This is a genomic window from Leptospira sp. B5-022 (assembly GCF_000347035.1).
GTDB classification, from domain to species: Bacteria; Spirochaetota; Leptospiria; order Leptospirales; family Leptospiraceae; genus Leptospira_B; species Leptospira_B cinconiae.
On the sequence record NZ_ANIJ01000012.1, the window covers coordinates 1 to 12,115 of the forward strand.

The following is a 12,115-nucleotide window of genomic DNA, read 5'->3' on the forward strand; positions in this document are numbered from 1 at the left end:
ACTTGCCACTGCAAGACGAGTGACAAAGCGAAATGTGGCGGAGCCTGAAGCGAGGGTCACGAAGTGATCCCGAAGCGTAACGCCAACTCGAAAGTTATGCGTAGTTGCGCTGGATTATTCGCAAGTTACTGTTACGATATAGCCTTCGTTGACTTGAGCACTATGTGAGGCTTCATGAGATGCCGCACCACAAAGCCAGGACACCCGAAAGTCCTTGGGGCAGTTTTCAAAGGGATCGGGCGCTAAAGCCGCATTGTTCACGGGTATGCCGCATGTTTTTTTACCCAAACAAATTGAGCGAACAATTTCAGTGCGATTGCCAGATGCGTTACCACAAGCTGGTCCATAGCTTGCCTGGACAATTTCAATGTTTGGAGTAGAGCCACGTAGAATGTCTTTACGAAGCTTTTCGTATTCTTTTCTGTTCGATCTATACTCTTCTAAAGAAATATGATCAAGTGCATATTCGTTGCAAAGATCAAAAAAGGCTGAGTCGAGCTGATTGAGTTGTGGGCCTAATTGCTTTACTTTCTCCCAGCGATTCTCAATGGCTTTATGGATATCTACATACTCTTTAATTTTCAAACCAATGTCAGACTTTTCAAATTCGGTATACTCAGGCGATTTGATGCAAAAACGTTCATTTTTGTACGTATAACGAAGTGTTCCGTCAGCATCTTGTCTGACTTTCGGCCAAGTGCATTCTATACTAACCAACAATGGTAAGATAAGTAGGATCGTTATTCTTAATAGTCTCATTGCGCTCCTCCATAAAATATGTATGGGTAAAAATATAGCAGCTAACGTATTTAGTAAATTATTTCAAGCGCAATTACGCATAACGACCAAGGTGTTCCGACGTTTTGCGAGTGCGAAGCACTTGGCACGCGACTTGCCATGCAAGGCGAGTGACAAAGCAAAATGTGCCGAAGGCCAAGCGAGAGTTGCGAAGCAAGCTCGAAGCGCTGCGGAAGCACCGGAAGTTAGGCGACGTCCGATCCAAACACGGTGCATTCAATTGTTTGCGTTTTGCTAATTCAGCAACTTGCCGTTACCGCAGAATTCTGTTTTCAGATGGCAAATCCCCGCTCCGAATACGGCATCAGTTGAAGACTTTCTTTGCAATCTAATTAGCAGGATGAAACTCAAATCTCGGCACCAGAGCATCTCAGGAGCGGACTAACCCTAAGAAAGATTCACTACGGTTATATTCAAAAAATATTTAACCCTAAAGTATAAAAAAAGAATTTATCGGATGTGCGCCTAACGACCAAGCCTTGGCGACGTTCACGACGGCGCGAGCTTGCGCAAGCAAGCGCAGTGACGGAAGTGAATGTGGCGAAGCCTGAAGCGAGAGCGCGTAGCGACTCGAAGCGAAACGCCAGAGGCGAAAGTTATCTGCTGTGCCGCGCCCCGAATTCTAACCGGCGTAGCCAAGGAAGGCGAAGCCGGTTAGGGAATGCCAATAAAATTACGATTTTCAGATATCCAGTAAATCTCTTGGTTTAACCTTTAATCGTTTCGAAAGCTTGAAAATTGAGTTGGCAGTGAAATTAGCCCTACCCGCCTCAATATCTTGTAGAGTCCTTACAGGAACGGCGTAATCGCCTTCATCCATATTTTCCTGAGTAAGTCCTTTATCCTTCCGAACTTTTTGAATATTTTTCCCGACTTTTAATAAAAATTCTTCGAAATCCACACACGGTATATTGCGGCACAGTTGACAAAAAGTGAACGCAGTATACCGTGGGGCATACATTCTTTACGAATCTCTGCTCAAAAAGGTTCCTTTATGACGAGAAAATCTAAAAACAAGTCTCAAAGTATTGTCCGAAAATGGCCTAGATCGGAAATCGTAAGAAGAATTTCCGATGAAGAAAAGAAAGCATTCTATCATCAGCTTAAAGTCGCTAGGATTGAAGCGAATCTTACTCAAGCACAAGTAGGTAAAATGATAAAAAGGAACAGAAGTCAGGTTTCAAAGATAGAATCCGGGAAATGTAGGTTGTATATGGATGAGTTTTTAAAGTTTATGAAGATTTATAAAAAATCTCCTTTCTTCTTTTACTCAGTATTTACAACAAATGAAGTTATTAAATCACCGAAGAAGGCCCGAGTAAAATCTGCGAAGCAGTTTTAACGAGGGCTGTTAGAGCAGGTTAAGTGAAGAATCTGCGTCCCGATCGCGAAGTGTTCGGGTTTCAGGTGGACCGCATAGTAAGAGTCAGGACTAGCTATATATCAGAATTTAAAATTTCCTGTTCGAAAAAATAATTACGCTTTCACGCAATTCATGAACATTGGTGCTATATTTAGTTTTCCGTTTTTTTAGATATCTTAATACTCCGATTTCCTTCAAATACCAGCCAGCCTTCGAACCTATATCTCCAAGAATCAAATCGACAGGTAATTCATGGCCTGCATATGCAGAATTTGAAACTACAAACCATATATAAGCATTTGGTGCCGCCTTTGTTTTCAAAAGTTTAAAAATATTGTACATATCCTCAAAATATGCTTGGGCCATCAGAGGGATATCTTTATGCATCAAGTTTTCACGGTTATCCTGAAGATACCGTATTGTTTGCTTGTATAGAAGACCAAAATCATTTAACTTCGGTTTCTCCCATTTTACCTGTATATGAGAGCGAATAGTAGATAATCTGAGCCCTTGTAAACCTATAGTTTGATCGATAAATTTACCCAAAAACAGTTCAGGTCGATAGATATCTGTATAATCAAATGTATTCAAGTATGGTGGGGAAGTAATACATAACTTAAATCTGTCAAACCCATTTAATTTACTTAAAGCAATCCGAGAATCTCCATTAATTATTGTACCAGGGCTAAGAATTGGTTTTTTTAGTATATCCTCTTCAATATGATTGAGGCTCGTATCTAAATTTTCTAAAAAAGAATTTTTATTAAACTTTTTTTTCCACCAATTATCATTATAACGAAGGCATTTACCATCTTTAGTTGCATTACAATTTTGCATTGCAGACGCAATAAGTGAAAGTTTAAAAAGTTTACGAACATTATATGCGGGAATTGAATTCGTAAAGCGCCAACCTCCTTCAAAAGCATTAAGAACGGAATCATTAAATAGCCATTTTGATAGGTTCTTTCTCTTCGAAAATGTTGAATAACCTAGTAACGGAGAAAGAGCACCCTTCTCAACAGATTTAAATAGTTTAACTTTCCAGTTCCTTATATCTTTAACTTTGGCACTCTTTATCTTTGTATCAGATAAAAAAGAAGTGAATGGATTTACCTCAAGACCAATTGACCTGAATCCATTGGTCGAACAAGTCAACGTTGTAGTCCCACTTCCATTAAATGGATCAATAATTAAATCCTTTTTAGTAATATAGGATTGCTCGATTGCTGATTCTACTAATCTAGGAGAAAATCCTTCTTTATAATAATACCATCTGTGTCTAGGCATCGACGTCGTATCATCATAATTCGAATAACCGCTATCTTTTAAGGAAAAATCAGTATTTAAATTATAATACATCTTTAAACGCAAACCGGTCTAGAGAACATTCTGAATGGCATTTCAAATCCGACTATATTATTAAAATATTTTTTATCTTCTTCAATGTCTAGTTCAATTTCTGCAAAATGCAGTCCATCTTGGGCAGAAATTGATGTCCTAATGGTAGAACCAACGCCCTTTCTTCTACCGTCAATAACCACTAGATATGCTTTTGTTATGCAGCTGGGCCAATCTTGATTTGCCAAATCCATATATTCTTTAAGTTGTTCCATTCCATCGTTGCTGCGGCTATTCGAATATTTCGTTGTAATAGAATTTTCCGCTCTTGAATATCCGAGCCATTTGACTTCAATTATCGCTGCACGATTTGCTTCTTTCCAGCTGACTTTAATGTCTACGGGTTTTCCCCCTCCTAAGTTGCATTCTCTACTCACTTCTACGCCACGCATGTAACTACTTAAATATTCCTTAAGAGATTCTTGCATAGTGTCCTCCGGGGCGTTCTTGAAATAAATTCTAGTTGAATCAAACCAAGCCCTTTGAAAAATTGAGCAAGAAGAGTGAAGAATTTTTTCCTTTTTATAATTTTCTAAAGCTTCATGCAAATGTTGATAATGCAAAGAAAACGTGCTTGCACAGCCTAGATAATTTTCTATATCAATTTTTTCCCCATTAACATAAAAACATTCTACTCTATTTTCATAGAGATACGTTATCGCATTGCGCTGGTTAATCACTTGTTCAGTATCTTCTCCTTGCCAAATCAACGGAAAATCCTCTTTCTGAAAAAGTTGAATTGCAATCGTGCGAGAAGTATTATTAATCAAAATATTCTTATCGTAGAACTTTATTGCATTAGCTGTATCAATCGGTATTGAATCATCCAAGGTTATAAATATAAGCAGTTTTCCTTGATAGTGACTCGGTTCTAAGCCCCGATAAACATCAGTAATAAATTCAATAAGGGTTGCCGTTAATGTTGCACCTTTTTCATCACCCAAAATTTTATATGCTTGAAGAGGATAGTTTCCAGTAGTCAATTGCTTTCGTAGAGCAAGATTATTCATTTTTTCAAACTCCTTCTAAATTTTGCGAATCAAGATAATTTATCCAAGTGATCGCTGGTATGATTAGATCCTTAACAGAAACTCCAACGACAGCGCTAATTTCAGTGAATTTCTCATAAACTTCTGTCTGAGTTAGCCATGATTCATTTTCAAGCTCTTCTGCCTTTTTAATTTCAGGTTCACTCAATAGGGCCCTTAGAGTCTTTGAATAAGGGACAAGTATGCTAGTGGCAGAAGCAGCATTTAAAAATTTCTCACGAATTTGTAATGTGGGGAGAACTTTAAATCTATTAAATTCATCAGTTCCTCTTCCGGAGATTGTATAAAATTCCCCCTTTTTCTCAAACAAACCGTTCTGCACGTGTCGAGTTACTGCCTCACGCAACTCTTCAGAAAAAGGATAACCGTTTGTTACTATGTATCTGTGCGGCCAAGTTGCTAATAAATTACCGGCGTAAATATATAGGATTGAAGAAAAATATGAAAAAAGAAAAATCTCTTCTAATTTAAAGCCATCCAGGTATCCATCCAATTTGTGACCTAACGATAAACTGTCAAAGAATGCTTCAGGTGTAATTGATTTAATCATAGTCATTTCTTACTCAACAATGCTTTTTCAATGTTTCGATAAACTTGCTGAAAAAGGCCTTCCCCTTCTTTCTGAACCGTTGTCAAATCAGTCCAGTCCAACATTCTACGAAATTGCATCTTAGATTTCCCGCATTCTTCGGCGAGAGATATTAGCAGACGAGACGGGTTAATATTTGCTGTCAGGAAAAGATTTTGATCATAATCTGTTGCATACTGTGCGAACATATTACCTACCCTACTTTCATAAGCAATATCCAAAGAACCTTCAGGAGTATCGATAAACATCGTCGCAGGGGAGTTCTTTTTTGATAAAAAAACAGAAAGTGCCATTCGTAAGGCAATATCCAAGAAAAAACGCTGACTCTCCGAAAGCTGGAAAGATTCAGTTCGAGCTGTCTTTTTTAATTCTAAAACTAATTTTATAGTTTTATCACTTCTTTTAACTTGAATATTCAAATCTTGGCCAATAAAACTCTTCGCGAGCTTTTTAAATATTGGAACAAAAGACTTTTCAGCTTCTCTATATGCAATTTCCACTTTCTTTAATAACTTTGCATAGTCAGGCTTTAACAAATCTCGTTTCTTATATTCGTCCTTTGATTCTTTGACAAAAGAATCATATTGTTTTTCATATTGATCTAATAATGCACCTATCCCGTTATCTCTTGAATCTATAAACGATACAGATGAAAACTCATTCATAAATTCTTCTAACTTTTCTTTAGCCATATTATATTCAAATTCTGCCTTTTCTAATTCGAGTGCCTTAGTTTCGATCTCGGTTGTCAGATTATCTAATTCATTGCCTTTATCAGAGATTAGGACGTCGTTTTTTTCAATCGACTTCAGTAACCTACTTTGCTCAATCGAAGTTGATTCATTAATTACAGTATTACATAATGGGCAGCTATCTTTATGAATATTCCTTTCAATGCTTTCTACGATGTAACTTCCGACTGTTCCGCATAGACAACATTCTTGCTTACTAAGAGACATACGAACATTTGTATTTTCAACAAGCTTCGAGCGCGGCTTTGAATATAGAGAAAATAATTTTGAATGCTCGTTCTTGAGATGCATTATCTCTGAGTTTAGATAGCTCTGCCTCTTTAGCATACTATCATGTTCTATATTTATATTATTGAGAATTCTTTCTTGTTTTTCTAGATCTTTTGATAAGTTTTTATATTCATCTTCGATATTTTCTACATCTTTTATTTTCTTTTTCTTATCGTCCGGCTTCAGATCTTCAATTTTACGCCCAATGAGTTTAGCTTGATATCTTGCATTTCTTGCATTTGAATCATGCTTTTCAATTTTTCTAGTTAAATCAGCAATTTTATTCGCATCTTCCGGATCAGAATTGAAAGCGATAGCTATCGCGTGTCGAGAAGCACGGTCATCCCAAAAAATCATTCTTCTGTTTTCATCAAACGTAAGTACGTATAATTGATAAAAAAGAAAATAATCAAAATCTGAAAAGCCGGTCTCTATACATATAAATTTCTGGTACAACTCATTAAGTTCAGTTGGGCTTTTTACATTATCCTGAATTTGAGAAACTTTCTTTCCATCTTGGATAACGAATACCTCGAATAATCGTAGTTCTTCCCTTTGAAAGAAATTTCTTATGATTCGACAGTATTTTCCGTTAACATTGAACAAAATTTCGATCTCTGATTTTTTCGCATCGGAGCTACTGATCCTGCCACCGAAATATCGTTCAGTATATTTATAATTCAACTTAACAATTTCACTTGGCGAAAAGACTGCTTTATCTGGCTCTAAAACAATTCCAGTTAAGCCAAAATTAATCGCATTTAAAAATGTAGTTTTACCTAGCCCATTTGCTCCGGCTAAGCAGTAAACCTTCTTATCTATCTCTTCGTTTACTTCATACACCTTGCCTTTTTTACTATATAATGTAAAATTTCTTAATAATACTTTATTAAGCGTTATAAAATTAAACTTACCTTGCATAGAACCTAACTCTTATCCATTATTTCTAAAATATGCGTTGTTGATATAAATATGAATGCACTCAATTACTTTCAATAGGAATAGGAAAAATGAAGAACTTTTTACTTTAGAATTCCAAAGAATTAAGCCTGCCATGGACGGCAGGCGCTAAAATGAGGGGACGCGGCATGGCAGATAACGACCAAGCCTTGGCGACGTTCACGACGGCGCGAGCTTGCACAAGCAAGCGCAGTGACGGAAGTGAATGTGGCAAAGCCTGGAGCGAGGGCGCGTAGCGACCCGAAGCGCAACGCCAGAGGCGTTAGTTATGCGCAGTATTCAAAGTATCCGTTATCAGGCATCCTTCTTGTCTGATTCAGGCAAACTTAAAATATTGTCACCAGACAATTTAAGGAATTCAAGTTCTTTCGATTTTTCTTCAATAGTTTTGTAATATTCGGAATTTTTACCGCTTTCAGGCTCTCCTTGCTCGGCAGCATCTGCCTTTTTCTCATCAAGGCGCATTTTGATATCAAAATTAAAGCCTTTATCAATACGATTAGAGAGTTTATTCATGGAGTATTTTAAAGATATTTCCATCTCTTTCCTTCTTCCAGGAGCAATATCTTGTCCAAAAGATGAAAGTAATTCTCTCACTCCTTCTGCAATCCCCTCTTCCATCCTCTTATTTGCGTAATCCTCAACACCTGCTAGATTTTCTGCGGGAACACCTTTATCTTTTAGTTCTTTATGTGCTTTTCGAATATCTAAGATATCTTTATAGATTTTGACAATTTTTTCTATACTAATAATTAAACAAGTAGCAGTGACTGGTAAAATATTTAACAAAATCTGATATTCAGATGAAGCTATTGTCTTAAGCTCTATTTCTGGCCTTGACCCTAATGCCAATTCGTTAAAATCACTTACTATTCTTTTGATTTCCTCTAGCTCTTTAATAAAATAGTCTATTTTTTCTTTTACTGCAGCCCGAGGTATCATTACTGCCATTTCACTTTCCGCATTATTTAATTCCGCTTTACCTATTCCTAATACTTGGAAATTTTTCACTAAAGACGCCAAAGCATTATATCGTTTACTCAAACTCCCCTGAATATTACTGATCTCTTGAAGCACGATAGACGGTGTTATAGAGTTTTGTAAAAAAATTTGTTCAATGCGATTTCCTAACTCGTTTCCTCGCAAATCTTTAAATCCTATTTCATCTAAAACCTGTTTCCAATAAGGCGAATATGCGTTCATCGTTGAAGTATTCAATGCATTCCTTAGATTAATACGAATGTTTGATACATTTTGCTGAAAAGCAGGTTGCTGTGGCTGATTTATTAAATTAGTAAGATTCTCTACCAACTCATTCAAAAGGTTCAAAGCTTTGCTATTAGTGATATCCTTTTGAAAAACCAATCCGATTTGATGTAATGTTTCGATATTCATATTGTCCAAATATAGTTAAATTTTTGAATATTGCGCATAACGACCAAGCCTTGGCGACGTTCACGACGGCGCGAGCTTGCACAAGCAAGCGCAGTGACGGAAGTGAATGTGGCGAAGCCTGGAGCGAGGGCGCGTTAGCGACCCGAAGCGCAACGCCAGAGGCGAAAGTTATGCGACGTGTTTGTTATATTGGAGGAGATTCAATTAGATTGATCAATGGATGTAAACTTTAAACTTTTTTCAATTAACATTAATCTATTTCTTGCGCTTTTCAAGAAATCAACATCGCGCTTAAGATTATCTCGATCTATCTTCCACCAGATAGTAAAAACTATTGATAATGAGAACATCCATCCAATATCAAATTTTTCATATACGCCAAATAGAAAGCCGACTAAAATTATAGCAATAATTGATTTGTATGGAACCTTTGCTTTAAGAGATTTCTCTTTTTCTAAAAGTTGACTCTCAAAGAAAAAATCTCTAAATTCTTTAAGATCATTTTCAATTTCTATTAATTTATTGCTATTCATGGATCCCCTCACTTACTCAAACCATATTAGAAAGAACAAAAAGATTGATAAGAGAATAATGATGGAACAATAATAAAACCATCCGTAAGTAATCTTTCTTACGGGTGCATCGGAATCTACCCATGAATCATTGAAAATAGAGTTTTTATCAATCTTCCATTTTTCTATACCGATAATTTTTTGGAGCTTCCTTTGTATTCCCCGGTAGATCTCATATTGAATATTCTGTCGATACATCACATAAATTGTGTAACCTGAGATAAATAGTATGATTAAAGTCACAAACCACTTAAAGCAAGAGTTGGCTTTGGAAAAATCTATCCATATATTTCCAATGGTAGTTGCTAAACCAGCATAGATTATAGATATATAAACATTTACCTTTAATGGCCAATCACGAGCTCGATTTAACTCGTCATAATTGGTTTCATAAAGTAGCTTAATTTTTTCAAATTTTGAGTTCTTCATTTTTTAACAAACATGTCGCATAACGACCGAGGTGTTCCGACGTTTCGCGAGTGCGTAAGCACTTGGCACGAGACTTGCTTTGCAAGGCGAGTGACAAAGCGAAATGTGGCGTAGCCCAAGCAAGGGTTGCGCAGCAAGCCCGCAGCGCTGCGGAAGCACCGAAAGTTAGGCGCCGTCACTTTTTTCTCCTGAAAAGCATTAATAATAAAATCACAATACAAACGATAGCAAAAACAGCGTACGCAAAGTATTCTATTTTAGAATTACTAAAACGGGTAATTATTCTATTACTTTTGTTAAATGTTATTTTATTCCAACCAACAGTTTCTATCTTAATATAGTAGATTCCAACATATGTTACTCTTTCGACTGCAATTCGTTCGCTGAACCGAAGACCACAAACACCTTTTTCAGTTTCATTATTAGTCTCCGCGTAAAAGCAATAATAATCTGGAAAAAAAACAAAGAACTCATTATCTTCGACTTTCGATGGCAGCGACATAAAAATAGAGAATAGCGAAAATAATATAAAAAGCGAAAACAAACCGCCTTTATCTTCCTCAGTCATAAAATATCCAATTTATATCAAGCATATACAAGTATCATTTGTGATGGCGCCTAACGACCAAGGGTTGGCGACGTTTCGCGAGTGCGTAAGCACTTGGCGCGAGACTTGCTACCGCAAGGCGAGTGACAAAGCGAAATGTGGCGAAGCCTGGAGCGAGGGTTGCGAAGCAAACCCGAAGCGTAACGCCAACTCGAAAGTTATGCGATGACGCATCATTCTTTAAGAGATGGATACTTGACCCCTAAAAGCTTTTTATGTACTTTTTTGGCCAAAGCTGTAAATTTTGAAATATCACTATCCAAAACAGTTGCCGAAACTCGCCTGTGGACCAAATCGCATCTCATCCGATAATAGTAATCTAATTTAGACCAATCTGAAGCATCTAAAAGTCCAGTTGAGTATTTTTGAATTTCTTGATGAACCAAACTTCTTTGAGCAAATATTTTTGCTAAAGCTGAATCTGAATATTGAGGTGAAGTTACCTTATAGGTTAAGAAGTCCTTAAATGCAATTTCTATCGAACTATCAAGTAATATAAGAACTATTCTATTTTTGGTCTCGAAATTCTTAGATTTAATACTTTCCGCTAATACGACTGTTTCATAAGTTCCCACTACCCAAGGGGCAGTTTTAGCAAGAGCTTGATTTAAATCTTTTATCTTATCTGAATTTCTCTTTTTTAATTTCGGTATTTCTGGGAAGGCAGATTTTTCAATTTCAGATACAGAAAGAATTTTCTCAAAGCTTATTTTACCGTTTTTATATGGTGCTACTTTTGTTTCTCTTTCTGGGAATAAATTCCTAGAAGCAGATGTATAATATTTAATAACGTCAATTAGCTTATCTCTAAGTAATTGATATACTTTATGTTTGGTATCTATTCCGTTTTTACTACTATTCCAAGGCATTTGTCCGGCAGGTCCTTCGATTTCTACGATTACTCTAGCTAATGAAATTGAGTTATGTGGAACTCCTACTTGTCCCTTTGTAAAGCCGACTTCTGGAGTTTTAAGTGATCTTACAATCAATCTATTGTTACAATAAACATAGACCCCATATTCCCCATGACCAGAATCTCCCCCTTCTACTATGAGACCCCCGGAAATTTTAACATTTACTTTTTCCCCTCCTATTTTCACCGGCCAATCATAACCTTGGGGTGGAACATCCGGATTAAAAGACCATTCTTTATCAAAGTGAGATGATTTTAGTTGCTCTCCATTTAATTTTAATATAATAGACTGACTTGTTAGTAGTTTCCCATAAATTGCGGAAATATGATCCTTAATATCACGCACAGATTGTCCGGTTAGTATGTCCCTAATCTTAGTCATTTCTATTTCAGTTGAACTTTCTGCGATATTGGTCACTTCATATACTGGAAACTTCCAATCTTCGTCTTTTAACCATTCGTCCGTAATCTCTACGCTACAGGTTTGATTTTTTTTATATCTAGATTTAATCGTAGTGTAAGGAGATAATGCAACGACTGCTCTTTTCGAACCTACACCAAAAATGCCAATAATATGGCTATTCGAATCATTCGAAGAATGTCCTGGGCCTACTATGTGATGAAGATCATCCTGTTTAATACCTCCTGCGTTGTCTGTTATTTTGATTACTTGCCTTTGAATATCTATATTGATATCAATATTTAATGAGTTCTTAGAGCTTTTTAGAGACCAAACATCAATTGAGTTATCTATCAACTCACATAAGGCAGCTTTTGCATCGTAATCTGCAATAATTGATCTAAACACTGCTTTGCTAGGTGTAGCGTCTTGAATGCCAATTTGATTTTTCATACTAGTTAATTGAGGATATTATTTGATGCGTTTTCGCATAACGACCAAGGTGTTCCGACGTTTCGCGAGTGCGCAAGCACTTGGCACGAGGCTTGCCCAGCAAGACGAGTGACAAAGCGAAATGTGGCGTAGCCCGAGCGAGAGTTGCGTAAGCAAGCTCGAAGCGG

The 12,115-nt window shown here is 36.8% G+C and carries 11 protein-coding genes; 1 reads left to right on the plus strand and 10 read right to left on the minus strand.

Annotated features, from left to right (window positions below; translation table 11 throughout):
* Positions 1 to 114: 114 nt before the first annotated feature.
* Both LEP1GSC192_RS04460 and LEP1GSC192_RS04465 read right to left on the minus strand, forming a co-directional pair.
* A complete protein-coding gene (locus tag LEP1GSC192_RS04460) occupies positions 115 to 759 on the minus strand; it encodes a hypothetical protein (RefSeq protein ID WP_020768746.1) in 645 nt (214 codons plus the stop codon).
* Between the two features lie 721 nt (positions 760 to 1,480).
* On the minus strand, positions 1,481 to 1,699 hold the full coding sequence (locus LEP1GSC192_RS04465) for a helix-turn-helix domain-containing protein (RefSeq protein WP_020768744.1): 219 nt from the start codon (positions 1,697 to 1,699) through the stop codon (positions 1,481 to 1,483).
* A gap of 93 nt (positions 1,700 to 1,792) precedes the next feature.
* Here LEP1GSC192_RS04465 and LEP1GSC192_RS20185 point away from each other — a divergent pair, with 93 nt between their 5' ends.
* Positions 1,793 to 2,140 carry a helix-turn-helix transcriptional regulator gene (locus LEP1GSC192_RS20185; RefSeq protein WP_020768740.1) on the plus strand — a complete coding sequence of 116 codons (348 nt, stop codon included), beginning with the start codon at positions 1,793 to 1,795 and terminating at the stop codon, positions 2,138 to 2,140.
* 108 nt (positions 2,141 to 2,248) lie between these two features.
* Here LEP1GSC192_RS20185 and LEP1GSC192_RS04475 read toward each other — a convergent pair whose 3' ends face one another.
* From LEP1GSC192_RS04475 to LEP1GSC192_RS04515, 8 genes are all read right to left on the minus strand, one after another.
* Positions 2,249 to 3,520 (minus strand): methyltransferase, encoded by a 1,272-nt coding sequence (locus LEP1GSC192_RS04475; RefSeq protein ID WP_020768738.1) that lies wholly within the window; start codon positions 3,518 to 3,520, stop codon positions 2,249 to 2,251.
* A 2-nt stretch (positions 3,521 to 3,522) separates the two neighbouring features.
* A complete protein-coding gene (locus LEP1GSC192_RS04480; RefSeq protein WP_020768745.1) occupies positions 3,523 to 4,569 on the minus strand; it encodes a hypothetical protein in 1,047 nt (348 codons plus the stop codon).
* Positions 4,570 to 4,573: 4 nt separating this feature from the next.
* A complete protein-coding gene (locus LEP1GSC192_RS04485) occupies positions 4,574 to 5,158 on the minus strand; it encodes a hypothetical protein (protein ID WP_020768747.1) in 585 nt (194 codons plus the stop codon).
* A 2-nt stretch (positions 5,159 to 5,160) separates the two neighbouring features.
* The gene (locus LEP1GSC192_RS04490; RefSeq protein WP_020768741.1) at positions 5,161 to 7,140 is read right to left on the minus strand and encodes an AAA family ATPase; all 1,980 of its coding nucleotides are present in this window, start codon (positions 7,138 to 7,140) and stop codon (positions 5,161 to 5,163) included.
* 333 nt (positions 7,141 to 7,473) lie between these two features.
* Positions 7,474 to 8,574 carry a hypothetical protein gene (locus LEP1GSC192_RS04495; protein WP_020768739.1) on the minus strand — a complete coding sequence of 367 codons (1,101 nt, stop codon included), beginning with the start codon at positions 8,572 to 8,574 and terminating at the stop codon, positions 7,474 to 7,476.
* Between the two features lie 200 nt (positions 8,575 to 8,774).
* Complete coding sequence (locus LEP1GSC192_RS04500) at positions 8,775 to 9,107, minus strand: hypothetical protein (protein WP_036089064.1); 333 nt, start codon at positions 9,105 to 9,107, stop codon at positions 8,775 to 8,777.
* A gap of 643 nt (positions 9,108 to 9,750) precedes the next feature.
* Complete coding sequence (locus LEP1GSC192_RS04510; protein WP_036089067.1) at positions 9,751 to 10,143, minus strand: hypothetical protein; 393 nt, start codon at positions 10,141 to 10,143, stop codon at positions 9,751 to 9,753.
* Between the two features lie 212 nt (positions 10,144 to 10,355).
* On the minus strand, positions 10,356 to 11,948 hold the full coding sequence (locus LEP1GSC192_RS04515; protein WP_020768742.1) for an ATP-binding protein: 1,593 nt from the start codon (positions 11,946 to 11,948) through the stop codon (positions 10,356 to 10,358).
* Positions 11,949 to 12,115: the final 167 nt, after the last annotated feature.

Coding starts and splice junctions, on each gene's coding strand:
- LEP1GSC192_RS04500 (WP_036089064.1), bottom strand. CDS start 9,107: ATGAATAGCAATAAATTAATAGAAATTGAAAATGATCTTAAAGAATTT.
- LEP1GSC192_RS04475 (WP_020768738.1), bottom strand. CDS start 3,520: ATGTATTATAATTTAAATACTGATTTTTCCTTAAAAGATAGCGGTTAT.
- LEP1GSC192_RS04485 (WP_020768747.1), bottom strand. CDS start 5,158: ATGATTAAATCAATTACACCTGAAGCATTCTTTGACAGTTTATCGTTA.
- LEP1GSC192_RS04480 (WP_020768745.1), bottom strand. CDS start 4,569: ATGAATAATCTTGCTCTACGAAAGCAATTGACTACTGGAAACTATCCT.
- LEP1GSC192_RS04460 (WP_020768746.1), bottom strand. CDS start 759: ATGAGACTATTAAGAATAACGATCCTACTTATCTTACCATTGTTGGTT.
- LEP1GSC192_RS20185 (WP_020768740.1), top strand. CDS start 1,793: ATGACGAGAAAATCTAAAAACAAGTCTCAAAGTATTGTCCGAAAATGG.
- LEP1GSC192_RS04515 (WP_020768742.1), bottom strand. CDS start 11,948: ATGAAAAATCAAATTGGCATTCAAGACGCTACACCTAGCAAAGCAGTG.
- LEP1GSC192_RS04495 (WP_020768739.1), bottom strand. CDS start 8,574: ATGAATATCGAAACATTACATCAAATCGGATTGGTTTTTCAAAAGGAT.
- LEP1GSC192_RS04490 (WP_020768741.1), bottom strand. CDS start 7,140: ATGCAAGGTAAGTTTAATTTTATAACGCTTAATAAAGTATTATTAAGA.
- LEP1GSC192_RS04510 (WP_036089067.1), bottom strand. CDS start 10,143: ATGACTGAGGAAGATAAAGGCGGTTTGTTTTCGCTTTTTATATTATTT.